Source organism: Bradyrhizobium lablabi (assembly GCF_001440475.1).
Taxonomy (GTDB): domain Bacteria; phylum Pseudomonadota; class Alphaproteobacteria; order Rhizobiales; family Xanthobacteraceae; genus Bradyrhizobium; species Bradyrhizobium lablabi.
In genome coordinates, this window is the sequence record NZ_LLYB01000134.1 from 41,506 (window position 1) to 62,907 (window position 21,402).

Sequence of the window (21,402 nt, forward strand, 5' to 3'; positions counted from 1 at the left end):
GCTCTGACGCTTCCGGGATGAAATAATCCGACTGGAACCGCGGCGAGACGGCCCAATCGGCCTTGGCCCGCGCCCGGACACAATGGATCGTTGGAATGGCGACGCTTCCCGAGGACCTGTCGGTTGCGATCGAAGAGCTGGGATCAGCCATCACCGAGATGGAGTCGCATCTCGAATCCGTTCGCGCCGAGCGCGACGAGGCGAAGGCGCGCCAGGACGAGCTCGAAACCGAGAATGCGAATATGCGCCGGGAACTGAACCTCGCGCGCGAGCAGCAGAAGGCTTCCGCCGGCATCCTCAGTGTCATCAGCAGCTCGGTGGCCGATACCAAACCGGTATTCGAAAGCATCCTCTCCAGCATCAAGCATCTTTTTGACAGCGAGGAGAGCCTGATTTTTCTCACCAGCGACGAAGGCCTGTTGCAAATTGCGGCCGCGCGCGGCGCAAACGCCGAGGCGGCGCGCGAGCGGTTTCCGATTCCGATTGAAGGAACGGCAAGCGAGCTTGCGATTCGCGAGCGGCGACTGGTGCGTTCTGCCGACGTCCAGAACGATCCGGACGTGCCGATCGACCTGCGCGAGACCGCTCGCAGGATCGGGCAAAACTATTCGATGGCCATTGCGCCCATGCTCTGGGAAGACAAGGCAATCGGCACGATTTTTGTGGGCCGCACCTCGATGGTGCCGTTTACGGACAGAGAGTGCGAGCTGCTGAACGTTTTCGCCGATCAGGCGGTCATTGCAATCCAGAACGCGCGGCTGGTCAACGACACCCGCGAGGCGCTGGAGCGGCAGACGGCCACCGCCGACATCCTCAAGGTGATCGCCTCGTCGCCCTCGGATGTGCAGCCGGTGTTCGAAGCCATCGCAGAAAGCGCCAAGCGCTTGCTGGGCGGGTTCTCGACCACGGTACTGCATTTCATCGGCGAAGAGCTTCATCTGGTCGCCTACACACCGACCAGTCCCGAGGCCGATGAAGCGCTGAAGGCCTCCTTCCCGCGCAAGCTTAAGGAATTCCCGGTCTTTGCGCTGGTCCGGAACGGCGAGACCATGCAGTTCGCCGACACCGAAGCCGAAGGGGTGCCGGAAGCGAACCGGGAATTGGCCCGGCTGCGCGGCTTCCGCAGCGTGCTGTTCACCCCCCTGATGAACCGCGGGACACCGGTCGGCATGATCAGCGTCACGCGGGCGGAGCCCGGCGCCTTCGCGCCTCACCACGTTCAACTGCTCAAGACCTTCGCCGACCAGGCAGTGATCGCCATCGAAAATACACGTCTCTTCAACGAAACGCAGGAAGCGCTGGAGCGACAGACGGCAACGGCTGATATCCTGAAGGCCATCGCGAGTTCGCCGTCGGACACAACCCCGGTGTTCGATACCATCGCCGACAGCGCCAACCGCCTGATCGGCGGTTTTTCGGCCGCCGTGTTCCGTTATATCGACGACAAGATTCATCTGGCGGCCTTCACGCCGACCGACGCAGACGGCGACACCTTCCTGCGGTCCTCATTCCCGGTCCCGCTGGACAAGTTTCCGCCCTACCAGCTGACGCGCCAGGGGGCGCCGGTTGAATTGCCCGATACCGATCTCGAGCCGGCGGCGCGCGACATTGCGCGGGCCCGCGGTTATCGCAGCATGCTGTTCGCGCCGCTGATGAATGACGGTGAGGCCGTCGGCATCATCACCGTCACCCGCGTCGCGCCCGGCCCATTCGGCGAACAGCACACCCGCCTGCTGCAGATGTTCGCCGACCAGGCCGTGATCGCGATCAAGAATGTCGGACTGTTCAACGAGGTGAAGGCGCGGACCGACGACCTCAGCGAATCCCTGCGACAGCAAACCGCCATCGGCGACGTGCTCAAGACCATCAGCCGCTCGACTTTCGAATTGCAGCCGGTACTCGACACGCTGGTGCAGTCGGCGGCGCACCTTTGTGACGCCGACATGGCCTTCATCATGCGCCGCGTGGACGGCGAATACCGCGCAGGTGCCGCCGTCGGCTACACCGAAGCCTATATCGATTTCCTTACCAACCACCCGCTGGCCGTCAATCGCGGCACGGTGACTGGCCGCTCCGTGCTCGAGCGGCGCCCGGTGCAGATTCTGGATGTGATGGCTGACCCCGAATACACGCTTCGAGAGACTTACACTCTCGCCGGCCAGCGCACCGCGGTCGGCGTGCCGTTGTTGCGCGAGAACGACCCAATCGGCGTGATCGTGCTGGCACGCCGGCGCGTCGAACCATTCACGCAGAAGCAGATCGACCTTGTCGCCACCTTCGCCGACCAGGCCGTGATCGCGATCGAGAACGTCCGGTTGTTCAACGAAGTTCACCAGCGCACCGAGGACCTGAGCGAAGCCCTTCAGCAGCAGACCGCCACCGGCGAGGTGCTGAAGGTGATCGCCTCCTCGCCGACCGACGTAAACCCCGCCCTCCAGGCCATTGTCGAAAGCGCCTGCACCTTTTGCAATGCCTATGATGCCGGCGTGCTGCTGAAGATTGGCGACAATTTGCATTTCAGCGCCCATCACGGACCCATTCGGACAGGTCAAGAGCCGCGTCCAATCAACCGAGACTGGGTCGTAGGTCGCTCGGTCATCGACAAGGCACCGGTGCAGGTGTCCGATTTTCAGGCTCTCGAGGCCGCCGAGTTTCCGGAGGGACAGCGGCAGTCGCGCGAACAGGGGCACCGCTGCACGCTCAGCGTACCGCTGTTGCGGGAGGGCGAGGCGATCGGCGCAATCGCACTGCGTCGCCTGGAGCCGCTAGCCTTCAGCGACAAGCAGATCGCGCTGCTGCAGACCTTTGCCGACCAGGCCGTGATCGCCATCGGCAATGTGCGGCTGTTCGAAGAGGTGCAGGCCAAGACGCGCGACCTGTCGGAAGCCCTCACCTATCAGACCGGAAGCGCCAATATTCTCCGCGTCATCGCCTCGTCGCCGACTGACATCAATCCTGTCCTCAATGCCATCGTCGAAAGCGCCTGCGAGCTCTTGAACGCTTATGATGCGGTATTGCGCCTGAAGAAGGCCGACAATCTCTGCTTCAGCGCCCACCATGGCCCGATATCGACGTTCAGGAATGAACGGCCCATCAACAGGGACTGGACGGCAGGTCGAGCGGTCGTCGACCGGAGACCGATACAGATCAACGACCTGCTTGCTCCGGAGGGAGATGAATTTCCCGAAGCGCGGGAATTGGCTCTGCAGCAGGGCCACCGCACCATCATGAGCGTGCCCCTGCTGCGCGAAGGCGAGAGCCTGGGTGCGATTACGCTTCGTCGCCTGGAGGTGAACCCATTCAGCGACAAGCAGATCGCCCTGCTGCAGACCTTCGCCGACCAGGCCGTAATCGCCATCGGCAATGTCCGCCTGTTCGAGGAGGTGCAGGCCAAGACGCGCGATCTGGAGGAATCGCTGCAGCAGCAGACCGCGACCGCGGACGTGCTCAGGGTGATCAGCGCCTCGCCCGGAGAACTAGAGCCGGTGTTCCAGGCCATGCTGGAAAACGCTGGGCGACTCTGCGAGGCGAAATTCGCGATGCTGCGCCTGTTGAAAGGCGACCAATTTCACGGCGTCGCCGCGTGGAATTTGCCTCCCGCCTTCGGCGAATTTCTTGCGCAGACTCCGATCCGCGTCGACCCCAAGCTTCCGCTGGGCAGCGTCGTCACTACAAAGCGGCCGGTTCACGTCCATGATGTTTTGCAGCATGAGGCCTATCTTGAGCGCTATCCGGGCATGATCGCACTCGCGGAAATCGGCGGCGGCCGCACGCTGCTGCAGGTGCCCATGCTCAAGGAGAATCAACTCGTCGGAACGATCGGCCTCTACCGTCAGGAGGTCCGGCCGTTCACCGAGAAGCAGATCGCTCTGGTGCAGAACTTTGCTGCCCAGGCCGTGATCGCGATCGAAAATGCTCGCCTGCTCAACGAACTCCGCCAACGCACCAGCGACCTGTCCCAATCGCTGGACGACCTGCGCACCGCGCAGGACCGCCTAGTGCAGACCGAAAAACTCGCCTCGCTTGGCCAGCTCACCGCCGGCATCGCCCACGAGATCAAGAATCCACTCAACTTCGTCAACAATTTCGCTGCCCTTTCAGTGGAATTGACCGAGGAGTTGAACGATGCGCTCAAGCAAGTCGAAGTCGCCGGGGAAATCCGTGCGGAAGTAGACGAATTAACGGGGCTCCTGAGGGGTAACCTCGAGAAGGTCGTGCAACACGGCAAGCGCGCCGATTCCATCGTCAAGAACATGCTCCTGCATTCGCGCGAGGGTGGCGGCGAGCACCGGCTGTCCGACATCAACGCACTGGTGGATGAGAGCCTCAACCTGGCCTATCACGGCGCCCGCGCCGAGAAACCGGGCTTCAACGTCACGTTGGAGCGCGATTTCGATCCGGCCGCAGGCGAGCTCGACCTGTTCCCGCAGGAGATCACCCGCGTGATCCTTAATCTGGTCTCGAATGGCTTTTACGCGGTGACCAAGCGCAACAAGGAAGGCGGCGAGGCCGGCTTCGAGCCGACGCTGCGGGCGAGCACGAAAAACCTCGGCGAAAGCGTCGAGATCCGCATCCGCGACAACGGCATCGGCATTCCGCCCGAGGTAAAGGAAAAGATGTTCAACCCCTTCTTCACCAGCAAGCCGGCCGGCGAAGGGACCGGGTTGGGTCTGTCGATGAGCCATGACATCGTCGTGAAACAGCACGGCGGGACAATTGACGTGGAGACCCAGCCGGGCCATTTCACCGAATTCCGCATCGTGTTGCCGCGAACAAGCGATTTTGCAGAAAAGTCTAGAGGGTAGCCGTGAGTGTTCTGGTTCTGGTTGTCGATGACGAGCCCGATGTGGAAGCGTTGTTCCGCCAGCAATTCCGCCGCGACCTGCGCGCGCAGCGTTTCGTCATGGACTTCGCCAGTTCCGCGTCGGACGCGCTGGCGCGCGTCGGCTCCCCCACCGAGCACTCGCTGATCCTGATCCTGTCCGACATCAACATGCCCGGCATGACAGGGCTGGAAATGCTGCCCAAGGTCAAGGAAATGCGGCCCGAGGTGCCGGTCATCATGATCACGGCCTATGGCGATGCCGACACCAAGCGCAAGGCGCTGGAGAACGGCGCAACCGACCTTCTGACCAAACCGATCGACTTCGCGACGCTGCGTCAGGAGATCGATGCCAGGGTCGAGCAAGCCGCATGACCGCAACCATCCTCGTGGTCGATGATGAGCCGGATCTGGAGGCGCTGATCCTTCAGAAATTCCGGCGGCAGGTTCGCGAGGGTCTGGTCAGCTTCATGTTTGCGCGCGACGGGCTCGAGGCGTTGCAGTCGCTCGAAGCGCATCCGCACGTCGATCTGGTGGTCTCCGACATCAACATGCCGCGAATGGACGGCTTGTCGCTGCTCGCCAGGCTGCAGGAATCCGAGGACAAGAAATCGACCATTATCGTGTCGGCTTACAGCGACATGAGCAACATCCGCACCGCGATGAATCGCGGCGCATTCGACTTCGTGACCAAACCGATCGATTTCGTCGATCTTGAAGCGACGATCGACAAGACCCTGCGGCACATCGAAATGCTGCGCGAGACGCGGCGCCGTCAGGCGGAAGCCGAGCGCGCCCATGCCTCGCTCTCCCGCTATTTCTCGCCCGAACTCGCCAAGCGGCTTGCGTCCAGCGTGGGCGACGGCATGGAGGTGGCCTGGCGCGACGTTGCGGTCATCTTCACCGATATCACCAACTTCACCGCGCTCGTGGAGACGGCCCCGCCCGAACTGCTTGGAGAACTGCTCAACGAATATGTGGCCGGAATGACCGACGTCGTCTTCGCGCATGAGGGGACCGTGGCGAAGGTGATCGGCGATGCCATCGAGGTGCTGTTCAATGCGCCCAGCGACCAGCCCGACCATGCGACGCGCGCGGTCGCCTGCGCGGCGGAGCTCGACGCATGGGCGGAAGCGTTTCGCGAACGGTGGAAGGCGAGAGGCGTGAATTTCGGCGCCACCCGCATCGGCGTTCACGCCGGTCCTGCGCTGGTCGGCAATTTCGGGGGCGGCCGCTTCTTCGACTACACGGCTTACGGCGACGCCATCAACACGGCGGCGAGGCTTGAAGCGGCGAACAAGGTTCTCGGCACCCGGATCTGCGTCAGCGCGACAATTGCAAACGCTGCTGAGAATTTCAGGGGCCGGCCGGTCGGCGATCTCGCGCTGCGCGGGCGCAGCGAACCATTGCGTGCCTACGAGCCTTTATCGGCAGCGAGGTTTGGCGCGCCGGCGACATCGCAGTACGGCGAAGCTTTCGCCAGGCTCGAGGCCGGTGACGGCACCGCCATGCCGGCCTTTGCCGCACTTGTCGGCGCGCACCCCGAGGATCCTCTGGCCAATTTTCACCTGAAGCGGCTGCTCAACGGCGCGAAGGGTGTCCTTATGCAGCTTGAGTAGCCAGGCGGCCCTACTCCGCCATCTCCGTCGGCGTCGAGGGACCGGCCAGCGGACGTTCCTCCATCGCGAGGATGCAAACCGCAGCAGTTGCGAGCAGCGCGGTGGCGGCGCCGAAGACATAGCGGAACGCGGTGATCATGTCGGCGACGGGAATGGCATTCGCCGGTCCCCGGTGCTCGCCGAGCGAGATGCCCGCGCCCAGCGACATCAGCAGGATCGCGCTGAAGGCCGCGACCGCGAACGACGACATCAGCGCGCGGAAGAAATTCATCGCACCGGTGACGGTGCCGATTTGCGGGCGCACCACCGAGTTCTGCAGCGAGACCACGCTGACCGGGAAAGTCGTGCCGAGCCCAAGCGCGAACAGCGACAGGACGATCAGCAAGCCCCACAGCGGCAGCGTCGTCACGGTCAGCACCACGCCGAAGGTGGTCGACACCAACGTTCCGGCGATCGCAACGCGCTTGTAGTGCTTGGCGCGCGCCATGGTCCGTCCGGCGATCGCCGCGCCACAGGTGGAGATCGCGGCGAGCGGGATCAGCGCCAGCCCCGCCTCGCTGGCCGTGAGATGGTAGACCACCTCGTAATACAGCGGCAGATGCACGGTCAGCCCGGTGATGGCGCCCAGCGCGCAGGCGCCGGCCACGATGGCGTAAGGCACCACCGTTCCGCCCAGCAGCGACAGCGGCAGGAACGGCTCCTCGGCGTTGCGCGCATGCCAGACAAAGGCGAACGCCAGCGCCACCGACGCGCTGATCATCGCCATGATCGCAGGCGACAGCCAGGCGTAACGATTGCCGCCCCAGGTCAGCACCAGCATGACCACGACAGCGGCGGCCATCAGCAGCAATCCGCCGAGCCAGTCGACCTTGCGCCGGCGGTGGAATACGGGGATCTTGCCCATCTTCGGCAGCAGCAGGAACAGCGCTCCGACCGCAAGCGGCACGTTGATCCAGAAGATCATCGACCAGTGCAGATGCTCGGCGAACACGCCGCCGAGCACGGGGCCCAACAGGCCCGCCGTCATCCAGACGCCGCTGAAATAGGCCTGATATTTGCCGCGCTCGCGTGGGCTGACGACGTCGGAAATCACGGTCTGCACGACCGGCATGATACCGCCGCCGCCGACCCCCTGCAGGCCACGCGCGACGATCAATACCGGCATGTTGGGCGCCACCGCGCACAGAATCGAGCCAGCCGTGAACAGGACAAGCGAAACCGTGATCATGACGCGGCGGCCGTAGATGTCGCTCAGCGTACCGAATACGGGTGCTACCGCGGTCGAGGCCAAAAGATAGGCCGAGATCACCCAGGAGAGATTGCTGACGTCATTGAACTGGCGGCCGATGGTCGGCAGCGCCGTCGCCACGATGGTCTGGTCGAGGGCGGCCAGGAACATCGTCAGCAACAGGCTCATCAGGATGGTGCGGACCTCGTCCTGGCTCAGCGGCGCGGGCGGTGCGATCGGTGGCGCATCGCTGACATCCATGACCTCGGTCGAGATGTGCGAAAGCTCGCTGCCAATATCATCAGGCAATGTCGTCTGGTCGGCGGGCTCGCGGCCCAGCCGCTGGTGCTGGTTCATGTCGGACGTAATATTCTTCTGCGCGGCCAAGCCCGCCGGGATGGAATCGCCATATGTGAGGCACTCTAGAGGGCGAACTTCCCCCGCGGCAGCACCTTGCGCGCATGGGAGCATCCCGCGCAGGGACCATCGCGTTTCCGTGAAAGGTCCAGGGATTTGTGTTCAGGCTTTCGGACGCTTCTTCAGCCGGGCCCGCTTCGGTAGCAGCGCCGGCCATTGCACGATGTGATCCTCGAGCTCCTCATCCGGGATCTCGTTCTCGGTGCCCTGCACCCTGCCGCGGACGGAAACGCCGGCTTCGTGCACGGTATTGGGATCACCCGAAATCAGCGGGTGCCACCAGTAGAGATCGCGCCCCTCGGCGACCAGCTTGTAGCCGCAGCTCGGCGGCAGCCAGTTCAGGGTGCGGACGTTCTCGGGCGTCAGGCGGACGCAATCGGGAACCTTGTCGGAACGGTTCTGGTAGTCCTTGCAGGCGCACAGGCCGGAATCGAGCAGTTTGCAGGAAACGTGGGTGAAATAGATTTTCCCGGTGTCCTCGTCCTCGAGCTTTTCCAGGCAGCAGCGCGCGCAGCCGTCGCACAGGCTTTCCCATTCGGCGTTGGACATCTCCTCCAACGTCTTGGTTTTCCAGAAGAATCCCTCCTGGGCCGAGGGTCGTTTGGGCGGCGCGGTCATGAAGTCGGTTGGTTTCCGGGTCGGGTTCGGCTGTGGCACATCTAGTGGGTCCACCAACCAGGGCGCAAGCGGGTCGATAACGGGAGCAAAAAAGGTGGGACGGCGTTAGGGCTGACCGTCAAAATGGTGAGCGGAAGCATTGGTTTATGGCGCCCGCTCAGATAGAACAAATGTGAGTCCCCAGGGTCGCGAGAGCGAGCCGTAAAAGCGCCTTGGGTTTGCCGCAACATGAAAGCAAGACGTCTCGACAGCGCCCGGACCGGGTGCGTGAGCGTTTCGAACGACCAAGGGTCCCGGTGCGCCAGATCCTACCTCCTGATGTGAAGCAGAAGATCCGGAACTTCTTCCTGGATCTGGACGCGCGTATCGACTCGACGTTGTTCTCGTCGGGCAAGGGCCTGCGCGAGCTCTACGAGCGCTACTCCACCTTCATGGATCGCTTCTATGTCGGCCGCTGGAAGCGCTGGGTCTTCATCGAGCCGTTTTCGGAGGCCGCCACCCTCGGCCTAGGCGGCCTGATCATGATGCTGGCGCTGGCGATCCCGGCGTTTCGCGAAACCGCCGACGACGACTGGCTGAAGAAATCCGATCTGGCGGTGTCGTTCCTCGACCGTTACGGCAATCCGATCGGCAGCCGCGGCATCAAGCATAACGACTCGATCCCGCTGGAAGATTTTCCGGACAATCTGATCAAGGCGACGCTCGCCACCGAGGACCGCCGCTTCTACGACCATTTCGGCATCGACATCCCCGGCACCGCGCGCGCGCTGGTGACCAACGCGCAGGCCGGCGGCGTGCGCCAGGGCGGTTCGTCGATCACGCAGCAATTGGCGAAGAACCTGTTCCTCAGTAACGAGCGCACCATCGAGCGCAAGGTCAAGGAAGCGTTCCTGGCGATCTGGCTGGAGACGCGGCTGACCAAGAACGAGATCCTGAAACTATATCTCGATCGCGCCTATATGGGCGGCGGCACCTTCGGCGTCGACGGCGCGGCGCATTTCTACTTCAACAAGTCGGCGCGCGACGTCACTCTGGCGGAATCGGCCATGCTGGCCGGCCTGTTCAAGGCACCGACCAAATACGCCCCGCATATCAACCTGCCCGCCGCCCGCGCTCGCGCCAACGTCGTGCTCGACAACCTCGTCGATGCCGGCTTCATGACCGAGGGCCAGGTGTTCGGCGCCCGCCGCAACCCTGCCGTCGCTGTCGACCGGCGCGACGAGAATTCGCCGAACTACTATCTCGACTATGCTTTCGACGAGATGCGCAAGCTGGTCGACACCTTCCCGAAATCCTACACCGAGCGCGTCTTCGTGGTCCGTGCCGCGATCGACATGAACGTGCAGCGCGCCGCCGAGGAAGCGGTCGAAAACCAGCTCCGACAGTTCGGCCGCGACTATCACGCGACCCAGGCTTCCGTCGTGGTCGCCGATCTCGACGGCGGCGTGCGCGCCATGGTTGGCGGCCGCGACTACGGCGCGAGCCAGTTCAACCGCGCGACCGACGCCTACCGGCAGCCCGGTTCATCGTTCAAGCCCTACGTCTACGCCACGGCGCTGATGAATGGCTTCAAGCCAACCTCGATCGTGGTCGACGGCCCGGTCTGCATCGGCAACTGGTGCCCGCAGAACTATGGCCACTCCTATTCCGGCTCGGTGACGCTGACCCAGGCCATCACCCGCTCGATCAACGTCGTGCCGGTGAAGCTCTCGATTGCGCTCGGCGGCAAGACGCCGAACCCCGCCAAGGCCGGCCGCGTCAAGATCACCGAGGTGGCGCGGAAGTTCGGCCTCACCGCCCCCTTGCCGGATACGCCGTCGATGCCGATCGGCTCGGACGAGGTCACCGTGCTCGAACACGCCGTCGCCTATGCAACCTTCCCGAACAGGGGCAAGGCCGTGAAACCTCACGCGGTGCTGGAAGTGCGGACCGGCGCCGGCGACCTGGTGTGGCGCTTCGACCGCGACGGTAAGAAGCCGACGCAGGCCATCCCGGCCTCGGTCGCCTCCGACATGGCGGAGATGATGAGCCATGTCGTCAGCGAAGGCACCGCCCGCCGCGCCGCGATCGACGGCATTCCGACCGCCGGCAAGACCGGCACCACCAACGCCTATCGCGACGCCTGGTTCGTGGGCTACACCGGCAACTTCACCTGCGCCGTCTGGTACGGCAATGACGACTACTCGCCGACCAATCGCATGACCGGCGGTTCGCTGCCCGCGCAAACCTGGCACGACATCATGGTGGTCGCGCATCAGGGCGTCGAGGTGAAGGAAATCCCGGGCATCGGCATGGGCCCGAAGCTGCCGCCGCAGCCCCAGTCCGCCAACGCCGCGGGCAACAGCGCGGCACGGGTGCTGGATACCAAGCCGGGACCGCCCCCGGTATTGACCAAGCGCGGCGCGGATATTCTGGTACGCGTCGAAAAGCTGCTCGACGAGGCCGGCAAGGTCGCGGGCAAGACCTCGGCCAACGACCAGAAGCAGCCGGCGAAGCCGGTCAATTCCGGCGCGCTGGCGTTTCCGGAGAATTATATCGCAGCCGCCGGCGACCAGCCTGCACCGGCGCAGCGGAAGAATTAATAGGCATGATCCGGCAGAACCTTAATCGGCTTTCCTCAGAACAGATGCGAAGCGCCTGTGCCGGCATGTTCGAGCGAAAAGATGCGCTTCAGGCTTCGGATGAAGCCGGTTCAAGCGGAATCTGATGCCGTGAGATTTCGGAGCACTGGCCCGTGCGGCTGATCTTCATCACCTTGCTGGCGTTGGCGCTTGCCACGGCCGTCGGCCTCGGCTCGACCTATATGACGGCGACGCGCGGCACCGACCTTGGCACACTCACGATCGGCGCCTGGACCGCGCGGCCCAAGAGCGGCACCTCCGAGGTCGATCCCTATTCGCGCGCCTCGATTGCCCGCAGCGGCGAATTGCCTGTAGGCACCGGCGACGGCATCGCCTTTACGGCCACCACCGACGACAAGAAGAAACCGCTCGACGGGCGCTGCGACGTCGTCGTCAGCGGGGTGACACCGGCCGCGCGCTTCTGGACGCTGACGCTGTTCGACCGCAAGGGACATCTGGTCGCCAATTCGCTGCAACGCTACGGCTTCACCAGCCAGGAAATCGTCCGCGGCTCCGATGGCGGGTTCGAGATCCGGGTCGCCGCACGCTCGCGCGCCGGCAACTGGCTGCCGACCGGCGGCATCGAACGCTACGCGCTGATGCTGCGGCTGTATGATACGCCGGTTGGGGTCGCGACGCGGACGCAGCGGGACGCGCCGATGCCCTCGATCTCCACGGTGAACTGCCCATGATCCGGCTGCTATTCACCATCATTGCGGGCGTGCTGCTGGGCGGTGTGGTGCATCTCGTCAGCGTGCTGGCGCTGCCGCGCATTGCCACCCAGGATGCCTATTCGCGGCTGACGCCGATGACCAAGGAGAACGCCGTCACGGCGTTGCCGCTCGCCGAACCCAACAATGCGCCGATGCCGTTCATGGACCCGGCCTTCGCGGTCGCGATCTGCCGCTACGACCTCAAGGATGGCCCGCTGAAACTCACCGTGCCGGTCAGCCAGGCCTATACCTCGGTGTCGTTCTACACGCGCAACGAGGTCGCCTATTACGCCATCAACGACCGCTCCGCCGGCCGCAAGGTGATCGAGCTCGATCTGATGACGGAAGCGCAGCATTCCGAATTGCCGGAGGATGAGGAAGTCACCGCCGCTGACCGGCTGATCATCGACTCCCCGACCGTCACCGGCCTGATCGTGCTGAAGGCGCTGGCGCCGGAGCCCGGCCTGATGCCGCAGGCACAGGCCTCGCTCGCGGCATCGCGTTGCACGATCGAGACCGAGCCGCCGGCCAAGCAACCCGAGCCGCCAGCGCCCGCGCCGCCCCCCGCCCCGGCGCCGAAAGGCAAGCGCTGATTGCGTCCGCAGGCACTGCGCGCGTCCGCCAGGGATCCACTGATCGGAGCGCGCTTGAGGCAGGGTTTACAGGGCTTCAGCCACAGGGGCGCCCGGCCGGGCCCTCGCCTGCAGGCGGGACACCGCCTCGGCCAGCGGAACGTCGGCCTGTGACCCGTCGCGCTCGCGCAAGGTCACCCGGCCTTTCCTCATCTCGCGCCCGCCGACGATAGCCATCACCGGCACCGCCATTTCATGTGCCGCCACGATGCGCCGCGAAAGGGTATCGGCGCCGTCATAGGCGGCGGCCCTGATCCCGGCATTCTCGAACGCTGCCAGCACGTCCGCGCCGTATCCGGCCTGGTCTTTCGAGATCGGCGCGACCGCGACCTGGTCCGGCGACAGCCAGAACGGAAGCACGCCGCCATGGTGCTCGAGCAGGATCGCGATCATGCGGCCGAGCGATCCGAAGATGGCGTGGTGGATCATCAGGGGCCTGGCGCGGCTGCCGTCAGGGGCGACATAGGATGCCTCGAGCCGCTGCGGCAACACGCCGTCGAGCTGCACCGTGCCGCACTGCCAGAATCGTCCGAGCCGGTCGCGTAGCGCGAATTCCAGCTTCGGTCCGTAGAACGCGCCTTCGCCGGGATTGATTTGAGGCACGAGGCCGCATTGCCGCGCGGCATCGTCGAGCTTCGCTTCCGACCAGTCCCACGTCGCGTCGTCGCCGGCGCGCACCGCCGGACGCGTCGCCAGCGCCACCTCGTAGTCGGGAAAACCGAGCTCGCGGTAGACCTCGCCCAGCAGGGCGATGAAGCACGCGACCTCGGCCTCCACATCCTGCTCGCGGCAGAACACATGGGCGTCGTCCTGCTCGAAGGCGCGCGTCCGCATGATACCGTGGAGCGAGCCGGAAGGCTCATTGCGGTGGCAGGCACCGAACTCGGCATAGCGGATGGGAAGCTCCCGCCACGAGCGCAGCCCCTTGTTGAAGATCTGCACGTGGCACGGGCACGACATCGGTTTCAGCGCCATTGCCAGTTCGCCGTCGTCGACCCGGAACATATGCTCGCTGAACTTGTCCCAGTGGCCGCTGCGGCCCCAGAACTCCTTTGGCAGCAGCTGCGGCGTCCGGACCTCGGCATAGCCGGCTCGGCGCATTTTGCGCCGCAGATAGTCCTCCAGCAGCCGGTAGACGGCGTAGCCGCGCGGATGCCAGAACACCATGCCCGGCGCATCTTCCTGAAGGTGCCAGAGTTTGAGTTGTACGCCGAGATTTCTGTGGTCGAGATCGTCCATGGCTTAAGTTCCTTGTGATGGGAAAAAGCGCGGACGGGGACTGTCAAAAACCAGAAAAGGCCCCGTCCGTCGCCGGCGGGGCCTTTTCTGGGTGAAGTACGCTTGTCTCTAGCGCGCGCAACCAGCAGGCGATCCGCCGTAAGCGGTCGCGGTGGTGGTCAATGCGGCTGAGCGAAGCTTGTTCATGCGCTGTATATGGCGGCAAAACGCTCAAGCGTCAACGCCGGACGCTTGGCGTCGCGGAATATGGATGATGCGTGGGGACATCAACACTCTGTGGCGTCCGGCCTAGGGCGTGGACTCATCTGTGGACGCCCCGCGAGATGCAAGCGATTTTTGAAGCGCATTGGCGCGTAGTCGGATGCTGCCATCTGTCCGGTCTCTGATGCAGCGATGAAGCTGCGGGCCCGTATGGGAGTTCGCAGACCGGAACCAAATCACAAGCGCGTGCTCTGTAGGCACGATGAGTCCACCTGGTTCTTCCGGCCTAGTCTCGCCGACTGTTGCAGGCCCCGGTTGGACGCTTACGGGGAAGAAGCGGACATCAGCCAGCCGACAATCACCGCTCAAACCGTCGAAAATGACCTAAAGCTGACTCTCGTCGGGGCGACGGCTCGGTCGGGAATCGGACACGGCTCGGTCTATCGCAGCGTCTTCAAGTACGCGATCAGATCGGCGCGTTCAGCCTTATCGGGAATGCCTCCGAACGGCATGCGCATGCCAACAATGTAGCTCTGCGGATCAGCAAGATAAGCATCCAGCGTCGACTCATCCCACACGATATTGGCTCGCACGATTGCTCGACTGTACCGAAAGTCGTCGAGTGCTCCCGACCTGCGCCCAATGACGCCAATCAGCGTCGGACCCTGGCCGGTGCTCTTGGGGTCGAGTTCGTGGCAGACAATGCACGCCTCATAGACGGCTTTGCCTCTGGTTGCGTCTTGTGCCCCCGCGCTCGGGACCGCCAAACCGAGCATGACAGCTATAGCCATGCAATGCCTGAACGTTGTCACTTTAGGCCTCACAGGAACCGCGGGCGCTCAAGATAGGATATGAGGTCATCAGCGAGCCGCAACCCCAGTGCGCCAACAGTCCCCGTTGGATTGTAACCCGAGTTCTGCGGGAACACTGAGGCGCCGGTGATGAAGAGATTCTGTGCGTCCCAGCTTTGCAGATGCGGACTCACAACGCTCGTCGCATGGTCGGCACCCATGATGGTGCCACCCGTGTTGTGTGTGCTTTGATAGATACGCGAATCAAAGGGTCCACGCCGCGGCGCGGGTGTCCCAACGATGGTAGCCCCTGTAGCCTTGGCGATATCATGGGCCTTCTGCGTCACGAATAAAGACATCTTCAAGTCGTTCTCCGGGAAGTCGAACGCGATGCGCAGAAGCGGTCGGCCATAGGCGTCACGATAGTCTGGGTCTAGGTCCATGCAGTTGCCGCGGTGGGAGTAGCTCGTGCCGTGGCAGCTAATATTAAAGGACCGCAGATACCACTTTGCGTTTGCCGCCTTCCAGGCCGATCCCCACCGTGGGGTGCCCGGTGGAAGCGCGCGTGTCGTTATGGGCCGCCCGTTCGTGATCGTCGCATTAATGAATGCCCCGCCGAAGAAGCCAAGACCGGAGTGGTCGAAGTGGTCATTGTTGAACTCATCAATCACCATGCCGTAGGCACCGGCGCCCATGAAGGGATTTATGTAGCGGTCCTCAAAGAACACGCTCACGCCGGAAATCGTTTGATAGCAGTAGTTCTTGCCAACGACGCCCTTTCCTGTCCCGGGCTCGTAGGGCTCGCCGATACCGGAGAGCAGCAACAATCGTGTGTTCGACAAGACATAGCTGCCAAGCACAATCGTGCTCGCAGGCTGCGCAAATTCTTCGCCTGTCTCGGTGTCGATGTAGGTGACCCCAGTCACGCGTCGGTCCGCCTTGTCATAGTTGATGAGGAACGCCTCAGCGTGAGTGCGCAACTCGAAGTTTGGCTTGTCTGCAATAAATGGAAACAGCAATCGGTCTGGGCTTGCCTTCGCGTTGGCCTCGCATACGAAGCGCTCGCAGTGCCCGCAGTACTGGCACGCGCCGAGCTTCATGCCATCCGGGTTGGTATAGGCGCGGCTTGCATTTGCCGCGGGCATTGGGAATGGCTTGTAGCCAAGTTTCTCCGCAGCAGCTTTGAAGATGAGGCCGGCCTCAGACGGTTCTAGCGGCGGCAGCGAAAATTCCTCGGCGCGCCAGGGCTCGAATGGATTGCCGCCTTCCTGCTTTACCCCCTTGATGTTGCCGGCCTTGCCCGAGATGCCGAACAGTTTCTCAAACAGAGTGTAGTAGGGCTCGAGGTCTTCGTAGCGGATGCCCCAATCCTGCACAGTCATGTCGCTCGGAATCGCAGCCTTTCCGTACCGTTGTTCGAGATGTGAGCGCAGAATGTAGTCCGTCGTCTGAAAACGCCAAGTCTGGCCGTTCCAGTGCGAGGCCCCTCCGCCGACGCCGAAGCCTGGAAGGAACGATAGCAGGCGCCGCATCGGGAGAGCGGTCTCCTCTGGCGTGTGGCGCAGTGTGTAGGTCTCGACGTTCTCACGTTGCACGAGGCCGCGCTGGATTCCCCAGCGCAGCTCGTCGCGCTGCGAAGGGAGTTGGCTTTCTGATCCACTTCGCGGCGCACCACGCTCCAGAACAAGTACATCCCGACCGAGCGGCACCAACTTGCGCGCGATCAGACCGGCCGAGAGACCGCCGCCAACGATTACGACTTCGCGCTCTTTGAGGGTCGTTGCCATGACGCGCCCCCTAGCTAAAATCCTGGATCGATTGCGGGTTGGCAGAGCGCGGGTGCGCCTTGCCTCGAAACCGCACCACGTCTTGGTTGTAGACCGCCGGCAGACCGGGATAGCCGATCATCTTCCACGCCGCTTTGTCGCGATTTCCTCCATAAACTGGATCGGCGAATGCCCCCTGCACGAACAGAGGATATGCAAGCCCATTAAACCATGCTGCTAGATCCAGCGGTCCCTCTTTGACCTTTCCGCTGGCGAGCTCTTGCAGGAATTGCTCACGGTCGGCTGCCGCAAGCCGTTCGAAGCTCCGGCCAAATCGCTTTTGGCATGCCGTGGCGATCGCAGATGCGCCAGCTCGGTAATATTGTGCCGGCGTCAGCGGAAGCTGGTAGCCATGCTGCGGCTTGCCCATTCGGAACGGGCCCTGCGCGTACAGCCGATCACCCTGCCCGAAAGCGCCTGCGAGCTGGCGATCGATAAAGGTGGCGATTCCGAGTTCCGTACCTGACGGCGACAGCTGATCCTTCGGCCACATGTGGTCAACGAGCGCTTCCGTGAAGGCAACTTCGTCCAGGCTGAGGAACTGGTGTCCCGTTGCTGCGCCGGGTGCAGCCGCAGACGAGGGTGCGGCGGCCGCAGGCGGTTGCGCCTGTGCAATCTGAGGCTTGGGTTCTGCGGCCTCGGCGCGGCTGGCTGCGCCAATCGTCGGCAGGACCACAGTTGCGATCCCTGCACTTTTGAGAATTGCTCGCCGGTCAATCGGCGGTAATGACTGCTCGGACATGAGTATTCGCCCTCCGCGTTTCCAACGTTAGGCGACGTATCCCGTCGTTCTTGCCTAGAGTAATGGTCGTAACGGCAGATGGCCACATCAGCCATGGATGCCTCGAAAGGTTCAAGGTAACGCGCGGGAAGCGCGTCCGCAATGATCCCAATTTGCTGCGCTGGCAGGTCCGTTCGTGGCCCATCGCGCCATACTGCGCTGCCGCACGAATTTGGTCGCTATAGGAGCAAAGCGGACGTAGTTACCAGTCACATGACGTCGCCGGGTTTATAGGTACAAGGCCTAATGCTGACCGCAACGGCAGTTGTCATAGTCCACTGGATCATGGCTGTTGAAGATCGTCACGGCGTCACCGTGATTGGCCTTGAGCGCCCGCAAGCGTTCCTGGTTTTCGATCCGCATGGCGCGGTCCATGTCGCCGCGGCGCTGAAACAGGCCGAGCACCAATGGCACCCGCGGCGAAGCCTGCATCTGACCATGGAAGAAATAGGCATCACCGGCGTGCAGCAGCCATTTGTCACCGCTCCGCACGGCGATGCCGCAATGACCGAGCGTATGGCCGTGTAGCGGGATCATCAGGACATCGGGCTCGCGGTCGCCAAGCGCGCGCACGCCCTTGAAGCCGAACCAGTCCTCACCGCCCTCCCCATAGAATGCCCATTGCGGACCATGCTTCCACTGGTCGGTGATGTAACGCCCCTTCGGCGCAGGCACGGTGCGCGCCACGGCCATGTCGTGCTCGCGGCGGTGGACGTGCACCTTGGCGTTCGGGAAATCCGGAATGCCGCCGGCATGATCGCGGTCGAGATGGGTCAGTAACAGATGCCGCACGTCGTCGCGCGAATAGCCGAGCGCCTCCACTTGCCGCACGGCGGTCTCGGCCGGGTCGAGCCGCGGCGTGGTCTGCCGGACCCATTTCGGTCCGAGCCGCGGCGGGTTGGCGATATCGTCGAGGCCGATACCGGTATCGACCAGCGCCAGTCCGTCATTGGTCTCAATCAGCAGGCAGTGACAGACCATGCGGGCGTGCTGAAAAATGCTGCCGGTGCCGTTCACCAGACGCCGGCCGATCGGGCACATCGTGCCGGTGTTGAGATGATGGACGCGCATGACGATGTCTCCTCCGGATCAGGCGTCTTGCTTGCCATGCGCTATACCATAGGTAAAATATTGATATCCGATAGTATCAATAGGACTGGACTATGGATATCCGCGAGCTCCGCTATTTCGCCGCCGTGTTCAGGGAGCGCAACCTCACGGCCGCGGCCAGGCGCTGCTTCATCTCGCAGCCCTCGATCTCGGCGGCGATCACCAATCTGGAGGCCGAACTCGGCACGGCCCTGTTCATCCGGCACAAGAAGGGCGTGGCGCCAACGGAAGCAGCCGAACAATTCCATGCCATCGCCCGCCGCATCATCGACGAAGCGGACGCCGCGAAAAACCTGTTCCGAAAACCGGCGAAACGGAATTCGCTGACGCTCGGCCTGATGCGCACGCTCGACCGTCCCCGAACCATCGCGCTGCTGAAGCCGCTGACCGGGACTTCCGACATCGCGCTCCGCCTCGTCGGCGTCGACGATAACGCGGACGCGCGGATCGTCTCCAAAAACCTGCTGCGCAAAGACGAACATTTCGTTCCGCTCTGGGTTGAGCGCTACGTTGCGGCACTGCCGCCCTCGCATCCGCTGACGCTGAAGGAACGGCTGCGCACCTCCGACCTTGCAGGCGTCGCCATGGTCGATCGCTGCCATTGCGAACAGAGCGAATTCTTCGGCCGTGCCGCATCTTCATCACGCCAGCCGGCGGCGATCGCGGAATCGGAAGATTGGGCGATGGCGCTGGTTGCCGCCGGTGTCGGGATTGCCATCGTCCCCGAAGGCGTGGCGCGCGCCAATCCCGATGTCGCCGTGCGCGAGATCGATGTCGACGTGAAGCGCGAAGTCGGCCTCGCCTACAGCGCGGCGCGGCCGCCGTCGGAGGTGCTGCAGAATTTCATCGCGAAGCTGCAGGGCCAGCGTCGCAAAGCGGGCCGCGCCAAATCGAAGGCTCGGTAAACCGCCTGGCCGCAATGAGCGCGTTGGGACAGGGTGACTGCCGGATAACTTGCTTGCGCCAATGGAAGTTTGAGCATTGAATTCGCCTTCGATGCCGCCACTACCGCAAGTAACTTTGCAAGTGTCCGTACTCTCGCAGCACGAAATGATGAAGAAACTCGCCTGGGCATGAGGCGCGTGTGATGGCCTCATGCGCAGTTGAACGGGAGAATACGGCTATTTCGTCCATCTAACTGACCGGCAGTGGCCAAGCGCGCGGGCCTCATGCGCGCACCGACCAGCATCGTCGGTGGCGCCCAAGGATGGAGAAGAACAATGAGCACCTGGCTTAGTGAGCGAGAGCAGCGTCTTGTCGCGGGCGCGGAGGCGGCATCGGCGGCAACGCCTATTCCCACCCAGATTGTTTCCAACGGCGAGTACCTGCCGCCCCCGCAGAGCGCCGTGCAAAAGAAGGTCGAGGCACGGATCAACGAGCTCGCCGACGTTAACGGCAAGCACCTCGGCTTAAGCCGCAGGCAGTTCCTGCACACGAGTTGCGGCATGGCGGCGGCATTCCTCGCCATGAACGACGTCTACGGCAATGTTTTCCAGGTCGCGCCCGCAGAGGCTCGAGAGCCTGAATTGATGCTGGCGCGCGCGCAGGGACTCTCCAGCCAGTTCATCTTCGACGTTCAGACCCATTTCGTGCGCGACGACTTCGATCACAAGGAGCTTTTGGGGCTGGCCGACTTTGCAAGCCAGCACTGGAATCCGAAGATGAAGGAAGAAGGCGTCTCCTCGCTCGGCCGCTACAAGTTCCAGAATTATGTAAAAGAGATCTACTACGACAGCGACACCAACGTGGCGCTCCTGAGCGGAGCGCCGTTCGACGATCCGAGCTGGTGGCTCCTGTCCAACGAGCAGATCGTCAAGGCCCGCGAACTCATCAACGACTTCGCCGGTTCGCGCCGCCTGCTGGCGCACAGTGTCATCACCCCAAAGCAGCCCGGCTGGATGGAGGAGGTCGACAAGGCGATCGAGGTCTACAAGCCGGATTCCTGGAAGTCCTACACGATCGGCGATCCGCTGGCGCCCTCCAAGTTTCCCTGGCGGCTCGACGACGAGCAGGTGATGTATCCGTTCTACGAGAAGGCCGTGAAGGCCGGCATCAACACGCTGTGCATCCACAAGGGGCTGCTGCCGCCCGATTACGAGAAGTCGTTCGCCGGCGTGTGGGAATACGCAACCGCGTGGGACATCGGAAAGGCGGCGAAGGACTGGCCGCAGATGAACTTCGTGATCTATCACTCGGCGCTGCGGGCATTCCTCGAGCTGCCGGACAAGGCGTGGGCGGAGTTCGAGCAGACCGGCCGCATCCAATGGGCCACGGATCTCGCGGAAATCCCGCAGAAGTTCGGCGTCACCAATGTCTATGCCGAGCTCGGCACGTCCTTTGCCAACTCGGCGGTGGCTCATCCCAAGTTCTGCGCCGCGCTGGTCGGCACCCTGATCAAGGGCATGGGCGTAGACCACGTGATGTGGGGTACTGACTCGGTCTGGTACGGCTCACCGCAGTGGCAGATCGAGGCGCTGCGCCGCCTCGAAATTCCGGAGGACATGCAGAAGAAGTACGGCTTTGCACCGCTCGGCGACGCCAATAGCGCCACCAAGCAGCAGATCTTCTCGGGCAACGCGCTCAGGTTTTACAAGATCAAGCTCAAGGCGGCCGAAAACACCAGGATGCCCACCTTTTCCGAGGACCGCCTTGCGGCGCTCAAGAACGAGTACGCTCAAGCTGCGATGCAGCCCTCGAACCTCCGCTACGGTTACGTTCGCGCCGCCTGAGCGCCAGCGGCGGCGTCGGCTCGCCAGAGCATGATCCGGAAAAGTGGGCACCGGT

15 protein-coding genes are annotated in these 21,402 nt (G+C 63.2%); 8 read left to right on the forward strand and 7 right to left on the reverse strand.

What is annotated here, in order from left to right:
* Positions 1-95 precede the first annotated feature (95 nt).
* Genes CQ14_RS39880 through CQ14_RS39890 form a run of 3 tightly spaced genes read left to right on the forward strand, consistent with a single transcriptional unit; the run spans position 96 to position 6,441 of the window.
* Entirely contained in the window at positions 96-4,805 is a 4,710-nt protein-coding gene (locus CQ14_RS39880) for a GAF domain-containing protein (RefSeq protein WP_156435862.1), read from the forward strand.
* Between the two features lie 2 nt (positions 4,806-4,807).
* Complete coding sequence (locus CQ14_RS39885) at positions 4,808-5,197, forward strand: response regulator (RefSeq protein ID WP_057863212.1); 390 nt, start codon at positions 4,808-4,810, stop codon at positions 5,195-5,197.
* Positions 5,194-6,441: an adenylate/guanylate cyclase domain-containing protein gene (locus CQ14_RS39890; RefSeq protein WP_057863213.1), complete on the forward strand. Its 1,248-nt coding sequence runs from the start codon at positions 5,194-5,196 to the stop codon at positions 6,439-6,441. Before CQ14_RS39885 ends, CQ14_RS39890 begins: the two co-directional genes overlap by 4 nt.
* 10 nt (positions 6,442-6,451) lie before the next feature.
* Here CQ14_RS39890 and CQ14_RS39895 read toward each other — a convergent pair whose 3' ends face one another.
* Together CQ14_RS39895 and CQ14_RS39900 are read right to left on the reverse strand one after the other, a co-directional pair.
* The gene (locus tag CQ14_RS39895) at positions 6,452-8,026 is read right to left on the reverse strand and encodes an MDR family MFS transporter (protein ID WP_057863214.1); all 1,575 of its coding nucleotides are present in this window, start codon (positions 8,024-8,026) and stop codon (positions 6,452-6,454) included.
* A 162-nt stretch (positions 8,027-8,188) separates the two neighbouring features.
* Positions 8,189-8,704, reverse strand: a complete 516-nt coding sequence (locus tag CQ14_RS39900) for a YcgN family cysteine cluster protein (RefSeq protein ID WP_057863215.1) — start codon at positions 8,702-8,704, stop codon at positions 8,189-8,191.
* Positions 8,705-9,000: 296 nt separating this feature from the next.
* Between CQ14_RS39900 and CQ14_RS39905 the strand changes: the two genes are divergently transcribed.
* The 3 genes from CQ14_RS39905 (at position 9,001) to CQ14_RS39915 (ending at position 12,631) form a co-directional block, all read left to right on the forward strand.
* Entirely contained in the window at positions 9,001-11,286 is a 2,286-nt protein-coding gene (locus CQ14_RS39905) for a transglycosylase domain-containing protein (RefSeq protein WP_057863216.1), read from the forward strand.
* Between the two features lie 152 nt (positions 11,287-11,438).
* Positions 11,439-12,017 (forward strand): DUF1214 domain-containing protein, encoded by a 579-nt coding sequence (locus CQ14_RS39910; protein WP_057863217.1) that lies wholly within the window; start codon positions 11,439-11,441, stop codon positions 12,015-12,017.
* A complete protein-coding gene (locus CQ14_RS39915; RefSeq protein WP_057863218.1) occupies positions 12,014-12,631 on the forward strand; it encodes a DUF1254 domain-containing protein in 618 nt (205 codons plus the stop codon). Before CQ14_RS39910 ends, CQ14_RS39915 begins: the two co-directional genes overlap by 4 nt.
* A 66-nt stretch (positions 12,632-12,697) precedes the next feature.
* Here the strand turns inward: CQ14_RS39915 and thrS are convergent, their stop codons facing one another.
* The 5 genes from thrS to CQ14_RS39940 form a co-directional block, all read right to left on the reverse strand.
* Complete coding sequence (gene thrS / locus CQ14_RS39920; RefSeq protein ID WP_057863219.1) at positions 12,698-13,909, reverse strand: threonine--tRNA ligase; 1,212 nt, start codon at positions 13,907-13,909, stop codon at positions 12,698-12,700.
* A gap of 641 nt (positions 13,910-14,550) precedes the next feature.
* Complete coding sequence (locus CQ14_RS39925; RefSeq protein ID WP_199805739.1) at positions 14,551-14,886, reverse strand: c-type cytochrome; 336 nt, start codon at positions 14,884-14,886, stop codon at positions 14,551-14,553.
* Between the two features lie 44 nt (positions 14,887-14,930).
* Positions 14,931-16,688: a GMC family oxidoreductase gene (locus CQ14_RS39930; RefSeq protein WP_057863221.1), complete on the reverse strand. Its 1,758-nt coding sequence runs from the start codon at positions 16,686-16,688 to the stop codon at positions 14,931-14,933.
* Between the two features lie 10 nt (positions 16,689-16,698).
* Positions 16,699-17,469, reverse strand: coding sequence for a gluconate 2-dehydrogenase subunit 3 family protein (locus tag CQ14_RS39935; RefSeq protein ID WP_082650252.1), 771 nt, complete (start codon positions 17,467-17,469; stop codon positions 16,699-16,701).
* Positions 17,470-17,751: 282 nt separating this feature from the next.
* Positions 17,752-18,579, reverse strand: coding sequence for an MBL fold metallo-hydrolase (locus tag CQ14_RS39940; RefSeq protein WP_057863223.1), 828 nt, complete (start codon positions 18,577-18,579; stop codon positions 17,752-17,754).
* Between the two features lie 92 nt (positions 18,580-18,671).
* On the opposite strand from CQ14_RS39940, the gene CQ14_RS39945 reads away from it, so the two are divergent.
* Positions 18,672-19,523: a LysR family transcriptional regulator gene (locus CQ14_RS39945; RefSeq protein WP_057863224.1), complete on the forward strand. Its 852-nt coding sequence runs from the start codon at positions 18,672-18,674 to the stop codon at positions 19,521-19,523.
* Between the two features lie 315 nt (positions 19,524-19,838).
* Entirely contained in the window at positions 19,839-21,347 is a 1,509-nt protein-coding gene (locus CQ14_RS39950) for an amidohydrolase family protein (protein WP_057863225.1), read from the forward strand.
* Positions 21,348-21,402 lie beyond the last annotated feature (55 nt).